Annotated in this window: 20 protein-coding genes and 1 pseudogene; 12 read left to right on the plus strand and 9 right to left on the minus strand. The window is 61.0% G+C overall.

The genetic code is table 11. The features are described 5' to 3' along the window. Positions 1-51: 51 nt before the first annotated feature. The gene (locus tag CB0101_RS09310; protein WP_010312297.1) at positions 52-1,389 is read left to right on the plus strand and encodes a cation:proton antiporter; all 1,338 of its coding nucleotides are present in this window, start codon (positions 52-54) and stop codon (positions 1,387-1,389) included. Next, complete coding sequence (locus CB0101_RS09315; protein WP_010312296.1) at positions 1,349-1,900, plus strand: isoprenylcysteine carboxylmethyltransferase family protein; 552 nt, start codon at positions 1,349-1,351, stop codon at positions 1,898-1,900. Before CB0101_RS09310 ends, CB0101_RS09315 begins: the two co-directional genes overlap by 41 nt. A gap of 3 nt (positions 1,901-1,903) precedes the next feature. On the opposite strand, the gene CB0101_RS09320 is transcribed toward CB0101_RS09315, so the two are convergent. Next, the gene (locus CB0101_RS09320) at positions 1,904-2,221 is read right to left on the minus strand and encodes a hypothetical protein (protein ID WP_246833736.1); all 318 of its coding nucleotides are present in this window, start codon (positions 2,219-2,221) and stop codon (positions 1,904-1,906) included. 56 nt (positions 2,222-2,277) lie between these two features. On the opposite strand from CB0101_RS09320, the gene CB0101_RS09325 reads away from it, so the two are divergent. Next, positions 2,278-3,150, plus strand: coding sequence for an alpha/beta fold hydrolase (locus CB0101_RS09325; protein ID WP_010312291.1), 873 nt, complete (start codon positions 2,278-2,280; stop codon positions 3,148-3,150). Next, on the plus strand, positions 3,147-3,998 hold the full coding sequence (locus tag CB0101_RS09330; protein WP_029553178.1) for a galactose mutarotase: 852 nt from the start codon (positions 3,147-3,149) through the stop codon (positions 3,996-3,998). Before CB0101_RS09325 ends, CB0101_RS09330 begins: the two co-directional genes overlap by 4 nt. On the opposite strand, the gene CB0101_RS09335 is transcribed toward CB0101_RS09330, so the two are convergent. Then, positions 3,977-5,170 (minus strand): FAD-binding oxidoreductase, encoded by a 1,194-nt coding sequence (locus CB0101_RS09335; RefSeq protein WP_010312287.1) that lies wholly within the window; start codon positions 5,168-5,170, stop codon positions 3,977-3,979. The genes CB0101_RS09330 and CB0101_RS09335 overlap by 22 nt on opposite strands. A 14-nt stretch (positions 5,171-5,184) precedes the next feature. Between CB0101_RS09335 and CB0101_RS09340 the strand changes: the two genes are divergently transcribed. Then, entirely contained in the window at positions 5,185-6,534 is a 1,350-nt protein-coding gene (locus tag CB0101_RS09340) for a four-carbon acid sugar kinase family protein (protein WP_010312286.1), read from the plus strand. Between the two features lie 27 nt (positions 6,535-6,561). On the opposite strand, the gene CB0101_RS09345 is transcribed toward CB0101_RS09340, so the two are convergent. The 7 genes and pseudogenes from CB0101_RS09345 to CB0101_RS09375 form a co-directional block, all read right to left on the minus strand. Further along, the gene (locus CB0101_RS09345; protein ID WP_136644073.1) at positions 6,562-7,230 is read right to left on the minus strand and encodes an FG-GAP-like repeat-containing protein; all 669 of its coding nucleotides are present in this window, start codon (positions 7,228-7,230) and stop codon (positions 6,562-6,564) included. Positions 7,231-7,316: 86 nt separating this feature from the next. Beyond that, a pseudogene (locus tag CB0101_RS09350) lies at positions 7,317-8,307 on the minus strand (IS5 family transposase). Next, the gene (locus tag CB0101_RS09355) at positions 8,262-9,500 is read right to left on the minus strand and encodes a hypothetical protein (protein ID WP_136644074.1); all 1,239 of its coding nucleotides are present in this window, start codon (positions 9,498-9,500) and stop codon (positions 8,262-8,264) included. The pseudogene CB0101_RS09350 and the gene CB0101_RS09355 overlap by 46 nt, the downstream one beginning before the upstream one ends. A gap of 199 nt (positions 9,501-9,699) precedes the next feature. Next, the gene (locus CB0101_RS09360; protein ID WP_136644075.1) at positions 9,700-10,791 is read right to left on the minus strand and encodes a hypothetical protein; all 1,092 of its coding nucleotides are present in this window, start codon (positions 10,789-10,791) and stop codon (positions 9,700-9,702) included. 36 nt (positions 10,792-10,827) lie between these two features. Further along, entirely contained in the window at positions 10,828-12,198 is a 1,371-nt protein-coding gene (locus tag CB0101_RS09365; RefSeq protein WP_010312274.1) for an APC family permease, read from the minus strand. Next, positions 12,195-13,550 (minus strand): (Fe-S)-binding protein, encoded by a 1,356-nt coding sequence (locus CB0101_RS09370; protein ID WP_010312271.1) that lies wholly within the window; start codon positions 13,548-13,550, stop codon positions 12,195-12,197. Before CB0101_RS09370 ends, CB0101_RS09365 begins: the two co-directional genes overlap by 4 nt. Before the next feature lie 19 nt (positions 13,551-13,569). Then, positions 13,570-15,000: an NADP-dependent isocitrate dehydrogenase gene (locus CB0101_RS09375; protein ID WP_010312269.1), complete on the minus strand. Its 1,431-nt coding sequence runs from the start codon at positions 14,998-15,000 to the stop codon at positions 13,570-13,572. Positions 15,001-15,084: 84 nt separating this feature from the next. Here CB0101_RS09375 and CB0101_RS09380 point away from each other — a divergent pair, with 84 nt between their 5' ends. From CB0101_RS09380 to CB0101_RS09410, 7 genes are all read left to right on the plus strand, one after another. Next, on the plus strand, positions 15,085-15,549 hold the full coding sequence (locus tag CB0101_RS09380; RefSeq protein WP_029553176.1) for a hypothetical protein: 465 nt from the start codon (positions 15,085-15,087) through the stop codon (positions 15,547-15,549). A gap of 83 nt (positions 15,550-15,632) precedes the next feature. Continuing rightward, complete coding sequence (locus CB0101_RS09385; protein ID WP_010312265.1) at positions 15,633-16,346, plus strand: heme oxygenase (biliverdin-producing); 714 nt, start codon at positions 15,633-15,635, stop codon at positions 16,344-16,346. Positions 16,347-16,375: 29 nt separating this feature from the next. Continuing rightward, positions 16,376-17,431 (plus strand): glycosyltransferase, encoded by a 1,056-nt coding sequence (locus CB0101_RS09390; protein WP_043718254.1) that lies wholly within the window; start codon positions 16,376-16,378, stop codon positions 17,429-17,431. Between the two features lie 24 nt (positions 17,432-17,455). Continuing rightward, complete coding sequence (locus CB0101_RS09395) at positions 17,456-19,273, plus strand: ABC transporter ATP-binding protein (protein WP_010312259.1); 1,818 nt, start codon at positions 17,456-17,458, stop codon at positions 19,271-19,273. A 96-nt stretch (positions 19,274-19,369) separates the two neighbouring features. Then, entirely contained in the window at positions 19,370-21,217 is a 1,848-nt protein-coding gene (locus CB0101_RS09400) for an ABC transporter ATP-binding protein (RefSeq protein ID WP_246833737.1), read from the plus strand. A gap of 230 nt (positions 21,218-21,447) precedes the next feature. Next, positions 21,448-22,431: a glycosyltransferase gene (locus CB0101_RS09405; protein WP_168187971.1), complete on the plus strand. Its 984-nt coding sequence runs from the start codon at positions 21,448-21,450 to the stop codon at positions 22,429-22,431. A 10-nt stretch (positions 22,432-22,441) separates the two neighbouring features. Next, the gene (locus tag CB0101_RS09410) at positions 22,442-23,587 is read left to right on the plus strand and encodes a hypothetical protein (RefSeq protein WP_010312252.1); all 1,146 of its coding nucleotides are present in this window, start codon (positions 22,442-22,444) and stop codon (positions 23,585-23,587) included. Position 23,588: the final 1 nt, after the last annotated feature.

Genomic DNA, 23,588 nt, shown 5'->3' on the forward strand with positions numbered 1-23,588 from the left:
GGGCGTAGCCCGGCAGGGCGAGACTCTCGTGCTGAATTGCCCACGTCGTTGATGCCGGAGATCGGAGCGCACCAGCTCGAGGTGGCCGAAACCCTGATCGGGGTCGGCCGCTTTCTGGTGATTTTTGTGGCCGCCAGGCTCCTGGCAGAGCTGCTCGTGCGCTGGCAGCTACCCACGATCCTGGGAGAGCTGGTGGCCGGCGTGATCATCGGTGCTTCTGGCCTGCATCTGATCGTGCCGCCGGAAACCCAGGTCGCCGTGAGCCAAGGCGTGCTCCAGCTCGTGGGCTCTCTGGCGGATGTGCCGCCGGATGCGGTGAGCCATCTCTATGCGGAGAGTTTTCCCTCGCTGCAGGCCGTGGCCACCCTCGGCCTGTTTGCCTTGCTGTTTCTCACGGGCCTCGAAAGCGATCTCGATGAGTTGGTGGCCGTGGGCGGCCAGGCCACCACCGTGGCGGTGGCGGGTGTGCTGCTGCCCTTCGCCCTCGGCACTGCCGGTCTGATGGGCCTGTTTCATGTGGAGGTGATCCCGGCGGTGTTTGCTGGCGCCTCGATGACGGCCACGAGCATTGGCATCACCGCCAGCGTGTTCGGTGAGCTGAAGATGCTGCGCTCGCGTGAGGGCCAGATCGTGATCGGCGCCGCTGTTCTCGACGACATCCTCGGGATCGTGATCCTGGCGGTGGTGGTGAGCCTCGCCGGCGGCGGCAGCCTTGAAGTGGGCCCGATTCTCAAGCTGGTGGCCGCGGCGATTGTGTTTGTGGTGGCGGCGATCGGTCTCAGCCGAACCGCCGCACCGGGCTTCGATTGGGTGATTGATCGGCTCAAGGCACCCGGGGATGTCGTGGTGGCCTCGTTTGTGGTGCTCACCCTCTGCTGCTTTGCTGCCACCGCCATCGGGCTGGAGGCGGCGCTGGGCGCATTCGCTGCTGGCCTGATCCTGAGTAAGTCGAACCACACCCACGCGATCGAAGCAGCTGTGAAACCGGTGGTGGCTCTGTTCGCCACGATCTTCTTCGTGCTGATCGGCACCGGCATGGATCTCTCGGTGCTCAACCCCCTCGATCCCGCCAACCGCCCTGGCCTGGTGGTGGCCGCCTTCCTGCTGGTGGTGGCCATCGCCGGCAAGGTGGTGGCGGGCTGGTGTTTTGTCTCCAAAGAACCCACCCAGCGGCTGGTGGTGGGATTGGGGATGATGCCCCGCGGCGAAGTGGGCTTGATCTTCCTGGGCCTTGGCACCCAGGCCAAGCTGCTGAGCCCTGCGCTGGAGGCCGCCATCCTGTTGATGGTGATCGGCACCACCTTCCTGGCGCCAGTGCTACTCAGACTGGTGCTGGCTGGCAAGAGCGATGGACCCGACCTCGACCCCCTCGCCGAAATCCCCACTTGAGGGCTGGGGCCTCAGCTGGGGCGGTTGGTTCGACAACCGTCACGGCGAATGGTGGCTCCTGGCCCAGCTGGCGCTGATCGCGGCTCATCTGTTGCCTCCCTGGCCGGCACCGGGCAGCTGGGGTTACGCCTGGCCCCTGCCGATCGCCATCAGCGGTGCTGTGCTCTTTGCGGTAGGACTGCTGTTGGCGGCCCAGGCCTTCTGGCGGCTGGGGCCCAGCCTCACGCCTCTGCCGGATCCCAAACCCGGCGCCGCCCTCATCACCAGCGGCGCCTACGGACGCTGTCGCCATCCGCTCTATCAGGCGGTTTTGCTCTGTTCGTTGGGGGTGGTGCTAGCACTCGGCAGCCTGTTGCACCTGGCGCTCCTGCTCGGGCTCTGCGCCGTGTTGGGTGGCAAGGCGCGGCGTGAGGAGCGGATGCTCGTGGCTGTGCACCCGGACTACACGACCTATCGGGCCGCGACGCCGGCGATCATCCCTGGCCTGCCCTGGCTGGATTGGCGGGACTGAGCGCTAGTCGTCGTTGTTGTTGCGGCTGGCGGCCAATCCCCAGAACAGGCCATACAGCGCGGCCACTAAGCCAAGGCTGGTGCCCCAGCCGGGGCCAAGGGCCCACCCCAGGGCGAGGTTGATCAGGGCGCCGGCGCCGAGCGCCAGCAGCAGGCTGCTCACCACCAGGGCCAGCAACTGGCTGCTTTCATCCAACGGCCCTGCCGCCAGGGCTTCTTCGAGGCGGCTCAGGGGCGCGCTCAGCGGCAGGTACACCGCGAGGGCCCACAGTGCGGTGCCGGGCAGCAGCAGGGCCCAGGTTTCGGGAATCCAGTCGGGCACCAAGCAGCCGGTGGGGAAGGTCTCCCTAGCATCCACCACCCAGCCTGGTATTGCCGGTGACCGTTGCAGCGGCGTGGACCTTTGAGGGCCATCCGATCCACAGCCTCAGCCGTGAGCCGGAGAGCGCGGCCCAGGGCCCAGCGATCCTGCTGGTGCATGGCTTCGGTGCTTCGACCGACCACTGGCGCTTCAACATCCCTGTGCTTGCCAAGCACTACGAGGTTCACGCCCTCGATCTGCTCGGGTTCGGCCGCAGTGCCAAGCCCGCAGGTCCTCGCTATGGCGGCGCCCTCTGGCGGGATCAGCTGGTGGCCTATGTGCGCGAGCGCATCGGCCGGCCCACGGTGCTGGTGGGCAACTCCCTCGGTGGCTATGCGGCTTTGGCAGCCGGGGCGGCCTTGGGCGATCAGTGCGCTGGCGTGGTGTTGCTGAATGCAGCCGGACCCTTCTCCGATGAGCAGGGTGAGCCGAAGGGCTGGGGTGCCATCGCCCGCCGCACCATCGGCAGCGCCCTGCTCAAGAGCCCGATCCTGCAGCGGCTGCTGTTCGAGAACATGCGCCGCCCCGGCAATGTGCGCCGCACGCTCAAACAGGTGTACATCGACCCCACCAATGTGGACGATGAGCTGGTGGAGTCGATCCTGCGGCCCAGCCGCGATCCCGGTGCCTTCGGCGTGTTCCGCACGGTGTTCGACATCCCCCGCGGCCAGCCCCTCGATGAGCTGTTCGCCGAGCTTCAGGCCCCGTTGCTGCTGCTCTGGGGGATCCGCGATCCCTGGATCAATGCCGCGGGTCGCCGCGGCGCCTTCCAGCGCCATGCTCCGGCCAACACCACCGAAGTGGTGCTGCAGGCGGGCCATTGCCCCCACGATGAGGTGCCGGATCAGGTGAACCGGGCCATGTTGGAGTGGCTGGCCACGCTGCGATGACCCTCTCCCGCGTTCAAACCCCTTACCCCCACTGGCTGTTCAGGGCCCCGAACGGGGATCAGTTCCAAGTGGTGCCGGAGCGGGGTGGTCTGATCACCGGTTGGCGTTCTGGCGGCCAGGAGCGCCTGTATTTCGACGCTGAGCGCTTTGCAGATCCCAGCAAGAGCGTGCGCGGTGGGATTCCGGTGCTCTTTCCCGTGTGCGGGAACGTGCCCGGCAATCAATTGGTGTTGCCCCAGGGTTCCTTCCCGATGGCGCAGCACGGCTTTGCCCGTGATCTGCCCTGGCAGCTGACGGAGTTGGACAGCGGTGATGGGGTTTGCCTCCAGCTCAGCGACAGCCCGGAGACACGGGCGGCCTATCCGTTTGGGTTCGCCTTGAGCCTTGAGGTTCAGCTCGAGCCCCAGGCACTGGCGATTCGGGCTGTGGTGGAGCACCTTGGCCCATCCGATTCGGCCATGCCGTTTGCCTTCGGTTTGCATCCCTATTTCCAGGTAGAGAGCCTGGCTGAGGCCCGGGTGGATGGCCTGCCGCTGCGTTGTTTTGACCACCTCAGTGCCGCTGAAGCCGCAACGGCCGATCAGCTGGCGCGGCTGGAGCAGGGTGTGGATCTGCGGCTGGATCTGCAGCCACCGCAGGATCCCGCTCCGCGGCTCACCACGGGCTCCGGCGTGGTGGTGGAGCTGGAGATGGAGCCACCCTTTGCCCATGCTGTGGTGTGGAGCGATCCCCCGCGGCCGATGCTCTGCCTGGAGCCCTGGAGCGCCCGGCGCGGTGAACTGGGATTGGAGCTGGAGCCAGGGCAGCGCGCTGAGCTCCGCTGCCGCTACGTGCTCAGCCCGGCCTGAACCACACCGGGTAGGCGACCGCGGGCCAGTTGCTGCAGCGGATCGAACTGCCGCTTCACTGCTTCGATCACCGCAGAAGCGGGGCTGGCGTCCCAGCAGGGCAGGGGGGTGGCGCTGGCGGGTTGCTGAAGCACGCTCAGCTGGCCCCCCAGCTCTCGGCAGCGCTGCCGCAGCTCTTGCACGCGGTAGTTGGGCAGGGCGTCTGCTGCCGCGCAGGCCAGCCCCGTGCCGACGCCGGCGGCAAGGTTGCAGGCCATTCCCGCGCAGGCCGCATCAGCCAGGAGAACTGCGGCCTGGGCTGGTGGCACACCGAGCTGCAACAGCCAGTCGCTCTTGCCTTGCCGGCCCTGCTGTTCCAACTCCTGGAGGCGCTCAGAAGTGAGCTGATCGGTGTGGAGCCCCAGCTCGGCTGCGGCTTGGCGGTGCTGGGTGAGTTGGTCGGTGATGGCGGCCTGGCTCACGCTGGCCAGTGCCAGCAGCAAGGCCGGTTGCTCGCAGCCCATCACACCGGCGCTCCACCAATCCAGTCGCTGCGGCATCAGCGGAGCCGCCAGGCAGCGGCGGCGGAGTTGCTCCAGGGCCGTCAGCTCTCCTCGGATCAGCAGGCCGCTGCGATGGCGGGGCAGCGGGTAGGTGCGCAGCGTGAGTTCGGTGATCAGGCCGAGGCTGCCCCAGCTGCCGCAGAACAGGCGCATCAGGTCGTAGCCGGCCACGTTTTTCACCACCTTCCCGCCTGCCTTGGCGGTGGTGCCATCGGCCCGCAGAAGCTCCAGGCCGATCAGTTGGTCGCGCACGCCGAGGTAACGCTGGCGCAAGCCCCCGGCCAGGCCCCGGGCCACCAGGCCGCCCACCGTGCCGCTTGATTCCCCGTTGGGGCCACTGCCCCAGGGCCAATCGAGGGCCAGCCACTGGCCGGTGTTCGCCAGTTCTGCCTGCAGGGTTTGAAGGGGCAGGCCTGCCTGCACGGTGACGGTGAAATCGCCGGCGCAGTGCTCCACCAGGCGGTTCAGCCCGCCCGTGCTCACCACCAGGGGCTCGCTCTCTCCCGGTGCGGGCAGAACCGCTGCCCCCCAATTCAGCCGGCTGCCGCTGCCGGCGGGCAGCCAGGGCCGGGCCTGCTGATGCAGCTCGCGCACCAGCTCCTGCAGCGCGCTGGGCTCAGGACAGATCACGGCACGATGGTGCCATGGCAGAGCGGCGCAAAGTCATCGTGTTGGATGACGACCCCACCGGGTCGCAGACGGTGCATAGCGCGCCGCTGCTGTTGCGGTGGGATGCAGACACCTTGCGGAGGGGGCTGCAGCACCCGTCTCCTCTGCTGTTTGTGCTCGCCAACACCCGTGCCCTTGAGCCGGACCAGGCGCGGTCGCGCATTCGCGAGATCTGCCGCACGCTGCGGCCCTTGCTGGACGAAGCCCAAGCGGCCGGTGAGCTTGATCGCTGGTTGATTGTGAGTCGGGGAGATTCCACCCTGCGGGGGCATTTCCCCGTGGAGGTGGAGGCCATCGCGGCTGAACTGGGGCCGTTTGATGCCACCTTGCTGGCACCTGCTTTCCTGCCGGGGGGGCGAACCACTCGCGGCGGCGTGCACTACCTGCATGGGGAGCCGGTGCACACCACGGCCTTTGCCCGCGATCGCCTGTTTGGCTTCCGCAGAAGTGATTTGGCTGAGTGGGTGGAGGAGAAAACCGCCGGTCGCATCCCGGCGGCGGCGGTGAAGCGGATTGATCTGGCGGATCTGGAGGGGCCTCCCGAGACGGTGCGCGCCCGCTTGGCAGATCTGCACGATCAACAGGTGGTGGCGGTGGATGCGGAGCAACCGGCGCAGCTGGACGCCCTCGGTGCTGCCATCTGGGCGGTGAGCGATCCAGCGTCAGCGCGGCCGCGGCGTCTGTTGCTACAGAGCGCAGCCAGCCTGATCAATGGTCTTGTGCCCCTGCCGCCGCAGCCCCTGGATGCCGCCGGCTTGGCGGCTTTGCGTCGCCGGGATCCCAGCGGTGCACCGCTGCCGGTTTTGGTGATGGTGGGCTCCCACGTGCCCCTAGCGGATCAGCAGCTGGAGCAGTTGTTGGAGGAGCCAGGTTGCCGCGGACTGGAGCTACCGGTGACAACCTTGGCGCGGGTGCTGGAGGGGCCGCTGCCGGGTGAGTTGCTCTCGTCTCTGGAGCAGAGCTGGCTGTCGGAACTGCGCCAGTGTTTTGCGGAGCGCCTGACGCCGGTGTTGTTCACCAGCCGCGGAGAATTGAGCTTTGCTTCAGCCCAGGAGCGGCGGCGCTTCGGCTTGGAGCTGGCCGCATTGATGGCGCGCTTGGCGGCGGCCCTCGCTCCAGAGCTCGGCCTGATCATCAGCAAGGGCGGGATCACCACCCAAACACTGTTGGCCGACGGGCTGGATCAGGCCTCGGTTGAGCTGCAGGGTCAGCTGGTGCCGGGGCTATCTGTGGTGATGGCGGGGGATTTGCCGGTGATCACCTTTCCGGGAAATCTGGGGGATGAGTACAGTCTTAGAGAGGCTTTAGGGCTCATCCTTCGATGAGGAATATGGTCACAGGCCCTGCAGAAACTACAGATCACAAAGCTTGCCCCCGTTGATGGTGGTGACGCTATTGACTGGCAGCTGATATGTATTTGATGATTTTCCATTTGGCCAGGCTACTTTAGCCTTTAAATGATCACGGGTTGATTTCCCAAGGCCTATATGAATACGAGAATGATCTTGAGTTTCGTGGCGTGTGCCGCCCGTTTTAAGGAATGTTTTGACTCCCGATGGGCCTTCATTGACTGATACCAGTGATCCAATGGCATTAGTATCGCTCTTGCATTTCAGATCAATGGAGATCCAGTCGCCTTTGCTCTTTCCGGCCAAGAGAACATACTTTCCCCCTTTGTACGGGCCAGGCTTTGTTTTGCCGGCACCTATGAGGATGTCTATGCTCCCATCGTTGTTGAAGTCTGCTAGTGATAAGTTGCGGGGAGCAGGTGCATTGCCAAGCTCGATAATTTTCTTTCTATAGCATGACCTGATAGAGCTGTCGCAGCTATTTCTGTTGCTTAGCAGTATGGCTAGGTTCGTAGCACCGCCTTTTGAAGAAATACTTTTTTGCAGCGATATAATGTCTGGAATCCCATCATTATTGATGTCCGCGACTGCTAAGGGAAACTCTGGACAAGCGGTGTTTGAGCGGCAACGCAGCAGAAAGAGGTTTTGGCCGAAAATTGCCTCTGAGGCCATTTTTTGATAGACCTTGGCTCACATATCCAGCCACTTTCGGCTGCGTTTTGAGGCTAAATGAGGTGTGCAGGACACCAAGTCCCTGTTCACACTGTCGCGAGTAATGTGTCGTCGGCCTGGTACAGATTCGACAGTGCCGCAAGCACGTTGATTTTTGCAGCGGCGTTCTGGCCAAGCTCGCAGCCGGGTCTTTTGAAAGCCGAACTGCTGCTTGATCACACGGAGGGCATGCTCAACCTTGGAGCGGATGTGAGCTTTGGCCGTCTCGATCAGATCTGCACCCTCCCATCCGGTGCGTTCAGGAAGAGCCCTGCGCTGCCGGGCCGCATCGCCACTCTGAAACCCGCTGTCTTGCCAGCCATTTCTGGTCTCTTGGCGATGCCCTGAGTAGCCAGCATCGCCGGTACACCACCTCCTCATCTCCATGCATGTAGCTCAGCTGCCGGGGTGAGGTCGTGCACGTTGGCGGCAGGTGACGACAACCGAATGGATCAGGCCTGGAGTCCTTGTCAACGCCGGCGTGGACCTTCATGCCGAAGTACCACTGGTTGCCCTTTTGGTCTGGTGCATCTCCGCGATCCCGCTTCCCATCTTTGTTCTTGGTGGAGCTGGGCGCTGCCGATCAAGGTGGCATCGACGATCGTGCCCTGACGCCATGGTTACGCCCGAGCGGCCAGGAGCGCTTTGACGGTGTCAAAAATCTGCTCACCCAGCCCATGCTTCTCAAGCAGATGGCGGAACGTGATCGTGGTCTCGTCCGGATCCGATCGCTGACATCAGCTCGATGCCGGCAAAGCGGGCGCAGGTGGGCACCTCGATCAAGGCCTCTTCCATGGCCGGATCGCTGAGGGAGTACACTGCTGCAGCGATGAATGCGCAGCATCGTTGCCAGCGGATAGCGGAGCCTGCCGCCTTTCTTGCTCGCACTTGGGGTAGTGCGGCTCGGATCAGATCGAGTGAGTGCCTGCCAAGGCACCACAGCCTCCATCTCGGAGAGAATTTCTCGCGCTTGGTGCGCTTCTTGGCCGTGGTCAGCTCATAGTCCGTGAACCGAGCTGCTTGCCACCCATCAACCAGTCCTGTCTGCGATTACAGAGTTCATTTTCGCAGCAGACGGGCTGGTTTTCCAGATTTCCTAGATCTCTGGAGCGAGCATTGTTGATTAAAGGCAGGTCTTCATATGTTGTGAGCCTATTGTCTGTGGGGGAATAGGCCATGAATTGAATGCGGTTCTTTCCTTCGGTAATGACAAGGTTTTTCCCTACAGAAGGAAAGAACGAAACCAGGCAAAATCGGGATGACTGATTCTTGTCTGATTGTGAAATGAGAGGCTTTGTGCCTTCGCTTTTTCTTACGAGAGCCTTTATGCCCGAGTCTCGGTTGTATTGGCATAGCACGAGGTCAGGGAGTTTGTCGTCACTCAGTAGTCCGTAAGAAAGGGATTTATATCTTTCAATCTCAAATGATTGAGTCGAGCAGGTTTCTTGTGTGCACTTGCTGCCAAGTATTTGATGATGCTGAAAGATGCCGGCTTCATTCTTTTTCCTGAAATTAGGAGCATGCATGCCGTCTTTTCTGCCTTGGTTCAAAAAGGCTAGAAATAGTTTGTTGTCTAACACGAATGGAACTACCTGGCGGCCACGTGCACCTGCTTGCTCAATACCTAGAGAGGTTGCCCAGTCAGTTGCTGAAATGCTCTGGTGTTTTTGGGAAATGGCTGTCTGATTAATGAGATGAAGCTGATTGTGCGTGCCTATGTTGGTTTTTTCTGCATTGCCTTGGCGACCACCAATGGTTTCAAGAATCTCATCAATCCCGTCACGATTGATGTCGATAAATATTGCAGAATGCTGATCACCTCTCCCTAGAGTTCGGAAGTCTTTCGAAGTTAGATTTTTGCCTATATCAAGAATTAGATGCGACGTTGGAAACCTACCATCGGTGTTCAGCTCTCGGTGATGATTGAGATAAAGATCCGGCCATTCATTGTTGTTTGCTGTCCCCCAAGCAATCCCCCAAGTCTGCCCTAGATAGTCCGTGAGGTCGCCTTGATTGTCGGGAAGCTTAATTGCATCGGTCATATCTTTAAAGCAAAGGCTGCCCCAGTCGAAGCATATATCTTGATTTGCCCTTAGATTTGCTACTTCAGTCCGTGACTTTCCATTAAAAAAATATCCGACACCAAGCGCGAATATTGTCAGTATAGAGGCAATGGTAATTGTCAAAGGCTTTGATGGCCTTGCACGCTGCTTGGTTTTATTGATTGGCATGGTTTGGTTTGCTTAAGACCTTTTGGGATTCAATCTGAGTTGTTCTGCATTCCGTGATGGTTACTTGCTTGCTGCTAGCAAGAGTCAGTAGCTGGGGAGTGTGCGGAAATCATTAGAATTTTCTGCAAGTAGCCAAGATGGCTTTGAATTCGGAGCAGGTTTTTGTGAAGTCTAATCTTTCTTTTGGGGTTTGCTCTTCTTATGGTTTTGAGTGCTGTGGCCAAAACAGGCGTTTCCAACTTGGCTGAAACAGCTGATGGATTGGTTTCCAGACTGTTGATCGAAGAGCCGCCAACCGCTCAGTATTTATAGGACAAAAGTCTTTTACGCAGGTGAATGTTTCGGGCAAGTCTGTACTTGGTAAACACTTGGCTTCGGTGGTATCAATATCTGGGAAAATGATGCCTCTGTTTCTTAGCCACTCAATGTCGCTGCTGCGTTGAATGATGCCGGCTTTGGCTGATTCTTTAAGTGTTGGCCGAGTTTGCCCGCCTACCATTGAGTCAGCTTTTCTTAGAATTGAGACGATCTTTGGACGCCGGTGGTCATAAACATCATCCCTTAACACTGGAAATTTCTCGGTAAGCTCCTCTAGGATTGCTAGAGCTTCGTTCGAGATGCTGGAGTTGGCCTGTTCGCAACCTGCTCGGCTGAGTATGTTGCAATCAACGCCTATGGGAAGGTGTTTGTCGCAAAAGTCGTCTACAATATCCTGATTCTTCAGGAGAGTTCGGTCGAATATCTGCCATGAGTAGCTCTCAAATCCAAGTTGCTCCCAGCCGGATATGGCTGAGCTGATGTAATCATGCCTTGGTAGGTTGATGGGGCGAAAATTGCGCAGCTTCTGGTTTAGTTTGGACGCGAAGTAGGAGGTGGGGCTCTTAATGTACGCGATGGTTTGTATGTGATCGACGTGCTCATGCAGGGTGTTGCGAAAAATTGTCCTTTGTTGGTCTGATGCTCGCCTCAAGATGCTCCAAAAGCCTTCGGCGCTGATGATCACATGTTTGTGGCTTGTTGATTGCATTTCGTGAATCAATGACTCCCAGTATTTTCGGGAGATTGCCTTAAGGGAGTCGCCGCTTGAGTGAGCGCGCCGCCGGATTGATTCGTTGTCAGCTTGAAAAAGCCATGGGATGGCTAAAGCGTGCTTGTATTCCGAGGGCTCGGTTCGTGTTGGGTAGAGAACTGAAGCCTCTTTTAGTAATGTTGCTGCGTTGCTCGATAGTACGGACTGCAGGGCTGTTGTGCCCGTCTTCGGGTGCCCAATATGCAGGAGAAGACGGGTCATAACACCTGTTCTGTCTGAGTGGGATCAGGATACGGCTTACGGGTTGCTCGTCTCCTGGGGTTGTCTTCTGCGCAAGAGCTCGCCGATGATGCCTCCCAAGCCCACTAATGCAAGGGCCAGTAGAGAATCTCCTGTGTCGCGTACCAAGGCTCCGATTAGGAAGCCCAGAGAACACGCTCCCACGATCCAAGGGGTGAGTGGATAGCCCCAGCTCAGGAAAGGTCTGGGTCGGTTTGGCTCCTTGATGCGTAGCTGGACCTGAGCTGCTATTCCGGTTAAAGGCAGGACCACGTAGAGGAACGCACCCATGCCCAGCAGGTGATCGAACGAGCCCGCGAGCACCAGTACGGCAGCGCAGCCGCTCGTGAGCACCAGTGCGGCGGTGGGCGTGCCCCCGGGGTTCACACCACTGAGTGCTGCTGGCATCAGCTGATCGCGGCTCAGGCCAAACAGGATGCGTGGTGCTGCCATCACCACGGTGTTGATCAGGCCGAGTAATGAGATCAGGGCCACGGCGCTGATCACTTGGCCCCCGCGTTGGCCCAACACGCTGCGGGCGGCATCCGCGGCTGGTAAGTTTGCTTCGCTGAGCACCTCGATGGGCAGCACATGCAGCAGGGCTGCGTTGATTAACAGATAGAGCGCCAGCACGGCCAGAACCCCACCAATCAGGGATCGGGGCAGGTCGCGGCTGGGGTCGCTGAATTCCTCGGCGAAATACACCGGTGAGGCCCAGCCATCGAAGGTGGTGATCACGGCCTGCAAGGCCAACACCGCTCCGATCGCAACAGCAGGTCCCTGTTGGAGCAGTTCAGCCGGATCCGCGGCAGTCGACACCGCAGGAACGACTGGGGGCAGCGCAAAACTGGCCGCGGCGAGGCCGAGAAAGGCCACCGCTTTCACCAGGCTGAGCAGCTCCTGGCTGGCGCCTCCGGCGCGTACACCCAGCAGCTGAACGGCGCTGAACAGGGCGAGCACGAGCAGCGCCAACGCCCGGCATTGCCAAGTGGCCGCGGTGTTCGCCGGTATCCACTCCGCCAGCAGCTCGCCCACCGTGGTGGCCACCCAGGCCAGGCCAATGCAGTGGGCCAGCCAGTCGGTCCAGCCCACCAGCCAGCCGGCGCGCCGGCCGAAGGCCTGCTCCGCGTAGACGTACCAACCGCCAGCCCGGGGGAGGCTGGCGGCCAGCTCCGCGATGCAGATCGCGCCAAGCAGGGCATACAGGCCTCCCACCAGCCAGGCCAACAGCACCAGCGATGGTGTGTGCAGCTGTGCGGCCACCAGACCTGGTGTACGCAAGATGCCTGCGCCGATCGTGCCGCCCACGGAACCCGCCAGGCCGAAGGCCACCCCCAGCACCGAGAGCAGCTTGCCCGGCTGGGTGGTTGTCGGCGCCGGGTCGCTCAAGCCTGGCTGCCGCGGGCGCTGCGATGCAGCAGTTCGATCGGATGGGCCACGGTGGGTGTCGGCAGGCTGGTTTCACCCACCTGCGGGAGATGCCGGCGCAGCTGCAGGGTGCAGCCGATGTTGGCGCTGGCGATCAGCTCGGCCCCAGTGCCCTGCAGGTCTGCCGCCTTGATCTGCCCCAGTGCCGCGGCTTCCTCGGGTTGCACCAGGTTGTAAATCCCCGCGCTGCCGCAGCACACGCCGGCTTCTGTGGCTTCCCGCAGCTGCAGATGGGGGATTGCACGCAAGAGGGTGCGGGGCTCGGCACTGATGCCCTGGCCGTGGAGCATGTGGCAGGCATCGTGATAAGCCACCAGCACAGGGTTGTCGGCCGTGGCGGTTTGGCCGTCTGCGTGCTGCAACGGGCGCAGGCGTGCCCGGAAGCTCTCGCTCAGCCCCAGCTCCGCCAGAAATTCGTGAACGTCCCGCACTTGGGACGCAAAGGTGGCTCCGGAGGCGCCGTCGAGCAAGTCGCCGTAATGCTTGAGCGTGTGGCCGCAGCCCGACGCTGCCACCAACACGGCGTCGAGAGGCTCGGGGCCCGCTGGCCGGCCAGGCCCCACGACGGCCTTGAAGCTCTCGATCAGCGCCTCGGCCAGTTCGCACGTCTGCGCCAGTTCCCCTTGATGGTGAGCGACAGCACCGCAACAGCTCTGAGCCGGTGGGATCACCACCTCGACGCCATTGGCGCTCAACACCTCAAGCGTGGCGCGGTTCACGCCGGGATCGAACACCCGTTGCACGCAACCCAGCACCAAGCCCACCCGGGCTCTGCGTTCCCCCTGGGCTGGCACCACCACGGGATGACCATCCCGGAAGGCCTCCGCGGCCAGGGGTGGCAACAGCTGCTCCATGGCCACGAGCGGGGCGGGCAGGCTCCGCAGTAGCCCGGAGCGGCGCAGCAGGCCTTGCAAGGGGGTGCCGGCGTAGGCGCGCAGCGGCGTCAGGGCTGCCCGGAGTCGCTTTGGGTAGGGCAGCAGCGCTAACAGCAGTTGGCGAAACGCGCGCTGGGCTGGGCTGCGCAGCTCTGGGGCATTCAGCTTTGGCCGGGTGGCCTCGATCAGTTCGTCGTAGCGCACCCCCGAGGGGCAAGCGCTTACGCAGGCAAAACAGCCCAGGCAGCTATCGAAATGACTCGCCGTGGTGGCATCCAGCTCCAGCTCACCGGCTGCGATCGCCTTGAGGGCGTGGATCCGTCCTCGGGGCGAATCCATCTCGGTGCCCAGCACCCGATAGCTGGCGCACGTGGGCAGGCAGAAGCCGCAGTGCACGCAGGGATCGGTGGAGGCTGCGGCAGCTGCGGCGGTGCTCATGGGAGTCAGTGTCGCCTGATCAGCCCTCGAAGTGCTTGATCACGGCATCGGCGAAACCGCTGCAGCTCACCGGTTCCACCCGCGGCTCCATCAGGCGGGCCAGGTCATAGGTGACCTCTTTGTTGGCGATGGCCGCACTCAGACCGGCGGTGATCAGGTCAGCGGCTTCCTGCCAGCCCATGTATTCGAGCATCATCACTCCGCTGAGGATCACCGAGCCGGGGTTGATCCGATCGAGGCCCGCGTGCTTCGGTGCGGTGCCGTGGGTGGCCTCAAAGATGGCGGCGTTGTCGCCGATGTTGGCGCCGGGGGCCATGCCCAAACCGCCCACCACAGCGGCGGCGGCATCGGAGATGTAATCGCCGTTGAGGTTGAGGGTGGCCAGGATCGAATAGTCGGCCGGGCGGGTCTGGATCTGCTGGAAGATGCTGTCGGCGATGCGGTCGTCGACCATCACCATCTGCTTCCACTGGCCGTTGCCGTGGCTGGCGCCGATGGCATCGAGCACGCCCTTCACCTCGGCGCAGATCGCCTCTTTCTTCTCAGGGGTGAGGGCGTCGTAGCCAGGGTCCACCATGCGGGCATTGGCTTCGATGCTCAGGCCCGGGTTGCTGTCGGCGTTATCGAGGATCCAGCTCTCCCGCTCGGTCACGCAGTCAGCGCGGAATTCGGTGGTGGCCAGCTCGTAACCCCAGTCGCGGAAGGAACCTTCCGTGAACTTCATGATGTTGCCCTTGTGCACCAGGGTCACGTGCCGCTTCTTGCCCTCGAGGCGCAGGGCATGCTGGATGGCCTTGCGGATGTGGCGCTGGCTGCCCTCCTTGCTCACCGGCTTGATGCCGATGCCTGAGCCGGCGGGGATCTGGCGCTTGCCGAGCTTGCCGTTGGCCGGGATCACCACCTCGTTGAGGTGCTTGATCAGCTCTAGGCACACGGGGTCGCTTGCTTCCCATTCGATCCCCATATAGATGTCTTCGGTGTTCTCGCGATACACGATCACGTCGAGGTCCTGGGGACGCTTGTGGGGGCTCGGTGTGCCCTCGTAGTAGCGGCAGGGGCGCACGCAGCAATACAGATCAAAAATCTGGCGCAGGGCCACGTTCAGCGAACGGATGCCGCCGCCGATCGGTGTGGTGAGGGGGCCCTTGATCGCCACGCCGTAGGTGCGGATCGCCTCGAGGGTGTCTTCCGGCAGGTACTGATAGGTGCCGTAGAGGTCGCAGGCCTCATCGCCGGCATACACCTTGAACCACTCGATGCGGCGCTCGCCGCCGTAGGCCTTGGCGACGGCCGCATCCAGCACCTTCTGGGTGGCGGGCCAAATGTCCACGCCGGTGCCATCACCGCGGATGAACGGCACGATCGGGTCGTTGGGCACCACGGGCTGGCCGTTCTCGAAGCGGATGGCCGTGCCCTGGGCCGGGGCGGTGAGCTTCTCGTAGGTGGCCATGGGTGCTTGCTAACCGAGGGCGGCGTGAACAGTCCGGCGAGCCTAGGTTTCGGAGATGTGCGGTTCTGCTGCAGGGGCAACGGCATGAATGCGTCCGACCAGGTCCGATCTGTGGAACTGGCTCAACGCATCGCGTCTGTCGCGGCGCTGTTTCGCCAGCGGTTTCCTGATGCCCGCGCCAATCTCACCCCCTGGCGCGATGACCCCCAGACCCGGGCCTTCGCCGAGGCGGAAAGCCTGGACCTCTCCTTTCATCTGCCGGGCTGGAGTCCCCGCAGCCAGTGCCGCTCGTTTCTGGTGCAGCTGCGGCTGGAACAGGCCCCGGCAGGCGGGCCTGAGCAGCCGCGCTTGCTCGGGGTGACGATCCGCGGCCTCACCTATGAATCGGAGCGTTGGCGATTGGCCAGCGTGGGGGATTGGCAGCCCACGGGCAGCCACCTGCCCCAGGCGGTGGTGGTGGATGCCCTCCACACATTCATCCGAGGGTTGTTTGAGCTGTTCGCGGCGGATGGGGGCGACGCGCTGCATCCGGGTCAACAGGCTGCGTAACCCTTCGCAACCTTGGCGGCGGAGCGGCAGAAACCCCCACTACGGTTGGCGATCTGCCCGTGAGCTGACTGCGGACCGTCGCCATGTCTGTTGCCCTTGCTGCCCAACTGCGTGAAGGGACCAAAAAGTCCCACACCATGGCCGAGAACACCGGCTTTGTGAGCTGCTTCCTCAAGGGTGTGGTGGATAAGGCCAGCTATCGCAAGCTCGTGGCCGACCTCTACTTCGTGTACGGCGCGATGGAAGAGGAAATCGCCCGACTGAAGGACAACCCGGTGGTGTCGCCGATCGCCTTCCCCCAGCTGAACCGGCGTGAAGCGCTGGAGCAGGACCTCGCCTACTACTTCGGCGCTGACTGGAAAAACCAGATTCAGCCCTCCCCGTCGGCGGCCGTCTACGTGGCCCGCATCCATCAGGTGGCCCAGGAGTCGCCCGAGCTGCTGGTGGGTCACCACTACACCCGCTACCTGGGTGATCTCTCTGGCGGTCAGATCCTCAAGAACATTGCCCAGAAGGCGATGAACCTGAGCGACAACGACGGCCTGCACTTCTACGAATTCGCCGCCATCGACGACGAGAAGGCCTTCAAGGGCACCTATCGCTCCGCCATGGACACCCTGCCGATCGATCAGGCCACGGCCGATCGGATCGTGGAGGAGGCCAACGAGGCCTTCCACCTGAACATGAACATGTTCAAGGAGCTCGAGGGCAATCTGGTGGCCGCCATCGGCAAGGTGCTGTTTGGCTTCCTCACCCGCCGCCAGCGCTCCGGTAGCACCGAGGCTGTGGCTGCTTGAGCCAGAGTTGGCCTTCAGGCCGGCTTCCCTTGCGCTCGATCCGCATTCTTGTTCCCGGCACCACGGGCCGGTTTCGTTGTGGTGGTCTGCTGGTGGAGCTGCAGACCGCCAGGCTCTTGGAGCAGATCGCCCGTGTGGAGGTGGTCACCTACCGGCAGAGGGAGCCTGATCATCCGTTTTTGGCCGACCTGCTGCGGCAAGAGCCGGCTGACTGCTCCAGCGACTCTCCCTTGTGGTTGGTGAGTTGGGGGTTTGACGTGCCTTGGCTGCTGCGCCGGCTCAAGGGCCGAGCCGCCGCTTATCACGCCCACAGCAGTGGGTATGGATTTGATTTGCCGGCGGGGGTGCCGGTGGTCGCCGTGAGCCGCAACACCCTCGGCTACTGGGGCGATCGCGCGCCCCGCAATCCGCTCACGCTGGTGCCGAATGCCCTCGAGCCGATGTGGCTCGAACGCGGCGCTCGCACGGACTCAGCCGTGAGGCCAATCGATGTGCTGGTGCAGCGGCGCAAAACCAGTGCCTATGTGCTGGATCAGTTGGTGCCTGCGCTGCGTGAACGCGGACTCAAGGTGGAGGTGCAGAGCGGCTGGGTGGAGGATCTGGTGGATCTCTTCAACAGCGCGACGGTTTACCTCTACGACTCGGCTCCCTATTGGCGCAGCCGCGGTGTGACGGAGGGATTTGGGCTGCCGCCAATCGAGGCCCTGGCTTGCGGGTGCGTGGTGTTCAGCAGCGTGAACCACGCTTTGGCCGACAACCTCGATCCCGGTCGGATGGGTCATCAGCTCGGCGCCGGCACGCTCCAGGCCGATCTCGAGCGCATCACAGCGGCTGTGCAGGCGCCTGATGCCTGGCGTGCAGAGCCATCTGCGCTGGCTCGGCTCCTCGAGGGCTGCTCGGAGCAGGCGCAGTTGATGCGTTGGCAGGAAGCGCTCCAGCAGATCAACCAACACTGGGATCGATTGGCGGCTGGATCCTCAGCGCTCCCTGCCCCGAAGCAGGGCCTGCTGCCCTGGGGCCGGATCCGTCAGGGCTTGGCCAATCAGATCTCTGGTCTCGCCTGGGCTTTGAAGAGTCGTCGCTGATGGGTGAACCGATAATTTGCTCCTATGCAAAGCCGGACTCTTGACCAGCTGCGGCAGCTGTTCCGCTTGTTGCCGCAGCAGCGTCTGAGGGCTTTGCAGGCCTTGGTGCCCGTATCGGTGCTGCCTGGTGCCTTGGATCTGGCCTGTGTCTGGTTGATTGCCCAGCTCACAGGATCGCTGGTGGGGCAGACCCGGCTTCAGCCGTTGGCGGGTTCCGAGGCAGTGGATCAGAGCCTTTGGCTGATCGGTGGATTCGTGTTGGCCTGCTGGTTGGCGTCGGCGGCGAAGCTCGCCTTGAGGCTGCGGCAGCAACGCCTGGCCGCAAGGATTTGGCGTGATCTCTCAGATCAGATCTATGCGCGTCTGCTGAGGCAGCCGCTGCTGTTCCATCTGGAGTCGGGCTCGGCTGAGCTCAGCGCTCGGGTGCTGGCCAATCTCAATCACTTGGCGGTGAATGTGATCACACCGATCCTGCAGTTGATCAGCGGGGTGGCGTCCATCACCTTGCTGTCCATCGGGATTCTGTGGGTGGGGCGCTGGCTCTCGGTTGCCCTGGTGTTGGGGTTGGTGCTGGCCTACGTGCTTGTTTCGCTGAGCGTGACCCCGCGGCTGCGGGCAGCCAGCTCCGTGCGGGTAGCGATGGAGAGCCGCTCCTCCCAGGTGTTGCTCGAATCCATCCATGCCGTTCGCGATATCCAGCTCACCAGCAGCGAGCCTCACTTCCAATCGATTTTTGGGCGCTCCACGGAGCTCTCCAGGCAGAGCATCTGGTTGGCTGAGTGGTTGCCTGAGTTGCCGCGGGGCTTGATTGAGCCGCTGGGCATCACGGTGATCTTTGCGATCGGGGCCCTTCCGGCGCTGCTCAGTGGTAACCCCCAGCGGGTGCAGCAGATCCTGCCCTTCCTGGCGATGATTTCAGTGGCGGCCCTGCGGTTGACGCCACCGCTGCAAGACGCGTTTCGCGCCCTGACCCGGATCCGCGGCTCGCTGCCCTTGCTGGGGGACGTTGTGGAGCTGCTGTCGTTGCCCGAGCAGCGCCCCACCCTGCTCACCCCTGGCGTGCCTTCTCCTGCAGGAGTGGCTCCACGTCATTTCGTGCGCTTGCGCGATGTGTGGTTCCGCTACCCCCAGTCCCACGACTGGGTGCTCAAGGGGGTGGACCTCACCATTCCGGTTGGTGCGCGCGTGGCCCTGGTCGGCACCACGGGCAGTGGGAAGAGCACAACTGCCCATGTATTGCTCGGATTGCTCAGCCCACAGAAGGGTGCGCTTGAGCTCGATGGCATTGCCGTGGACGATCTGGAAGTGCCGGCCTGGCAGGCCAACTGCGCTCACGTTCCCCAGTCGATCCATTTGCTGCACGGCACGATCCTGGAGAACGTGGCCTTCGGCGAGGCCATGGAGCAGGTGGATGAGCACCGCGTCTGGGAGGCTCTCGAGGCGGCGCGTCTCGACGACTTTGTGGCGCAGTTGCCCTTTGGACTTCAGAGCCCTGTTGGCGACGATGGTCTGCGTTTGTCGGGTGGGCAACGGCAGCGCCTTGCCCTGGCTCGGGCCTTCTATCGCCGCTCCAGCTTCCTGGTGCTAGACGAGGCCACCAGTGCCCTCGACAACCGCACCGAATCGGAAGTGATCGACGCGTTGGAGCTGGTGGGCCGTCGCTGCACCACGTTGGTGGTCGCTCATCGGCTGAGCACGGTGAGTCGCTGCGATCGCATTGTGGAGTTGGTGGATGGGGGCATCAGGGCCTACAGCACCGTTGATGAGCTCCAGAGCTCATCCGCCACGTTTGATGAGCTGCTGCGTCTCGACGATCACGCGATCGGTTTGGCAGGTCACTGAATGCCTGGGTCGATCGGTTGGCTGGCTGGCCTTTTCATGGCGACGCCTCTCGCCATGGCCGCATAGCTTGTCATCAGGAAGAGGATGCCTGGCTGGATGGCGCAGCTTCAAAGCAAGACGCTGCAGCAGGTGGTCCAGTTGGCCGGGCAATTGCCGCCTCATTTGCGGCGCCGCATTCTTGTTCTGTTACCGATCTCGGTGGTTCCAGGCATCCTCGATGCCGCATCGATTGCGGTGGTGGCCTGGATGATGTCCACCTTGTTGGGCACTCGTCTGCGCCAAGGCATTCCGTCGTTGCCGTTTCTCCAGGGTGATCGGTTGGATCAGGCCCTGTGGCTGATCGCCCTGTTCATCCTGTTTTCCTGGTTGCGATCACTATCCAAACTGCTTGTACTGGGCTTGCAGGAGCGGATGACGGGCCAGCTTTGGCTGTGGCTCACGGAAACGATCTATGCCCGCATTTTGTCGCAGCCCTACGAATTTCATATTGGCAAGAATGACAAGAAGTTGGCGACACAACTGCTGTCCAACGTGACCCATGTGGTCAAGGGTGTCTTTTCGCCATTGCTGCAGTTGCAGTCGTCCTTGATCACGGTTTTCTTCTTATTTGCTGGCCTTATCTATGTTGGTCGCTGGTATGCGATGGCCCTGTTTTTCTGTCTGGTCATTGCGTACGGCGGTTTTTCTGTGTTGCTGACGCCTTATCTCAGGCGTGCCTCATCTCAGAAGCTGCGCTTGGCATCAGCCATGAAGCAGGGATTTTTCGAGTCAATGAACGTGATTCGTGAGATCCATCTCTCATCCGCAGAGCCTTTTTTCAAGCGTGCCTTCGGCGTGGATTCTCGAAAGGCAAAGCGTGTCGAAGCGCTCAATAACTTTCTTCCTAATCTACCCAAGCAAATCATCGAACCTGTCGGGATCACTCTGATCTTCTCGTTCGGCGCCTTGCCGGCTCTCTTGGGAAAGGGGAGCGTTGGTGACCTCAAGCAGATCATCCCTTTCCTCGCCACCCTCGCGCTGGCATCGCAGCGGATCACCCCAGCCATGAACGACCTGTTCAAGGCCCTCACCCGCTTGCGTGCATCCTTGCCGAATCTCACCAGCGTCCTCGGTTTTCTGGCTCTGCCTGAGCCAACAGGGATGTCGCTTGGATTGGCGTCAGCGGGGATCAGTCCGGAGGGCATCAGGCCGCGACGATCCATTCGGTTGCACGATGTGAGCTACTGCTACCCAGGTCGAGATGAACCGGTGATCTCAGGGCTCAACCTCACGATTCCAGTCGGTTCTCGTGTGGCTCTGGTGGGTTCCACCGGCAGTGGCAAAAGCACCACAGCCCATCTGTTGTTGGGCTTGCTCACCCCGCAACAAGGCGCCCTCGAGATTGATGGTCTTGTGGTGGAGCCCGACGATCTGCGGGCTTGGCAGTCGTGTTGCGCCTACGTGCCGCAGATCGTGTCGTTTTTGCGGGGCAGTGTTCTGGAGAACATTGCTTTTGCAGAGGATCCGATGCAAGTGGATCAGGATCGCGTCTGGGAAGCTCTCGAAGCGGCTCAGCTGCAAGATGTGGTGGCGAGCCTCCCCTATGGCCTGTACACACCCGTAGGTCGTGATGGTTTGCACCTCTCGGGCGGCCAGCGTCAACGCCTGGCTCTGGCACGCGCTTTTTACCGCAAAGCCGAGTTCTTGCTGTTGGATGAAGCCACTAGTGCTCTCGATAACCGCACGGAATCTGAAGTGATTGCGGCGCTTGAAATTGTGGCTCGTCGCTGCACCACCGTGGTGATTGCCCATCGCTTATCAACGATTGAGCGTTGCGATCGGATCTTTGAATTTGAAGCTGGGCGCCTCAAGGCATCGGGCACGTTTGACCAATTAAGGGAACGTTCCGATAGTTTCAAGGATCTGACCCAACTCGAGGGTCGTTTCGCGATCCAGCAGGAATGAGCCAGGGTCCCTTACGCCCCAGCAGGTCTCGTGATGTCGTCTTGCTGGCAACGGCTGACTGGGATCATCCTTTCTGGACGAATAAGCAGCATGTAGCCATGGCCATGTCCCAGCTGGGGCACCGTGTGCTGTATGTGGAATCCGTGGGTCTGAGGCCACCACGCTTGGAGGGCCAGGATCTCCTAAGAATCTGGCGACGGTTGCGACGGGGTCTTAGGCCTCCTCGTCGGGTGGCTGAGAACCTCTGGGTTTGGTCGCCCCTGTTGATCCCCGCAGCTCATGCGGGCTGGAAACGAGCTTGCAACCGCTGGCTATTTGCATTCTGGCTTGATGTTTGGCGCCGCTGCCTACATCTTCAGGCAGACTTGCTTTGGACGTATAACCCGCTGTCGGGGTTGCTGATCACATTGCCGCAGTGCCACTATCAACAACTGGTTTATCACTGTGTTGATGATCTTGTGGCTCAGCCCTGTATGCCAGCTGCGTTGATCGCCCGAGAGGAAGAGCGCTTGTGCCGTTGCAGTGATCAGGTGTTTGTGACCTCGCCTGAGTTGTTGCGCACGCGTTCAGTTTTTAATTCCAGAATTCGATACGACTCGAATGTTGCAGATGTTGATTTCTTTGCTCGCGCCCGTGATTCAAGCATGCCCATAGCGCCAGAACTGCTTGCCTTGCCTGAGGGGCCACGCCTTGGCTTCATCGGTGCCGTGAGTGCTTATAAGCTCGACTTCAACCTGTTGGCTCAGTTGGCAGAAGCCCGTCCTGATTGTCAGATCATCTTGATCGGAAGGCTTGGAGAAGGTGATCCGTCAACCGATCTGCAGCGGGTGGAGAGCTATCCCAATGTCCACTGTTTGGGCCCAAGGGCTTATGCAGAACTGCCATTTTATTTGAGGGGTTTTGATCTGGCTTTGTTGCCATGCCCAATTAATGACTACACCCGATCGATGTTTCCGATGAAGTTTTTTGAGTACATGGCGGCTGGGGTTCCCATTGTTTCAACCGCGCTTCCGGCTCTGCAGGACTATGCCGAACTTGCCTGTCTGTGTCGTACAGATCACGATTTTATTGATGCGATAAATTGCTTGCTGAGCTCTGATGACCGGCGACATGAAGCTGTTGTTCCTCTGCAACAGATGCCTACGCACTGCAGTTATCGAGGGCGCACGCAGCTCATGATGCAGGTGTTGGATCGTGATCAGACTGGCATATAATTGATGCATGATGAAGCGCACCGCCCTTGTTCATATCGGTCTTGAAAAAACCGGGTCGACGGCGATCCAGCGGTGGCTTGCTTCCAATCGTGAGCTCATTCAGAGTTCTGGCATCATCATGCCAACCTCGATTGGCTATCCCAATCACACCAAGTTGGTTTCTGCCTGCTTGGATGAAGGTGTAGTTGATAACATCAAGAGCCACCATCTATTCGCCTCTGGTCTTTCGGAACAACGGTTTAGACAGCGTGTCTTCGCTGATCTTGACGCGGATATACAACGGGCTCCATCGTATTGGCATACACTTCTGATTACATCGGAGCTGATTTCCAGTCGCCTATCAACCGATTCCGAGGTCGATAGGCTTGTCGAACTGCTTTATCAATATGTTGATTCGATTCGATTTGTGATTTTCTTGCGGCGGCAGGATCAATTGGCGCTCAGTCGCTTTAGTTCAATTTTGAGGTCGGGCCATTCTGAGTTCTTCAATGTATTCGTCAATTACTCGCCGTTTAACTTTTTGAGCGTTCCAGACCAAAGAGCATTGAGTGATGATCTGTTCTTCTATGACTTCGAGTCCATTCTTGCCCGGTTTGAGCGTGTGCCAGGCGCGGACCTGAGTGTTTTCCTCTATGGTGCAGATCGTCCAGTTGATGTTTTGCTTCGACTGCTGGGCCTTGAAGTGCAGCTGCCAGTTTCTTCGGCAGGCCGGCATAATTCAGCATTGAGTGCTGAGGCTCAGTACATACTTGCGTCGCTGAATCAGATTTACCCTGTTCAGTTTTCCTCAGGCATGCGTAATGATGCCTATCGTCGGTTGCAGCGCCGCATCGAGTCAGAGATCACAGGTCGTACTCGTACGGTTGCAAAGAAAGAGGCGGAGGCATTTCAGGCGCGGTATCAACAGATCAATACGCGTGTTGTTCAACGCTATCAGCTTGTTGCTGGGCAAGTCTTGTTTGGCGATGCATCCGACTACCCGGATGCTGTTGACTATTCGGAATTGTCGTCTCTTCTGAGTGATCGCCTCAAGGTCTATCGGGATATCGCTAATACTACGGTGCCCGCGGTGGAAACGATCTCTCTGCGCACCTATAATCAATTACGTCGAATCAAAGCCTCCTTGAAGCGGGCTGTCAGTGTGTTTGTCCGCTGAT

The sequence above is a fragment of the Synechococcus sp. CB0101 genome, assembly GCF_000179235.2.
Taxonomy (GTDB): domain Bacteria; phylum Cyanobacteriota; class Cyanobacteriia; order PCC-6307; family Cyanobiaceae; genus Vulcanococcus.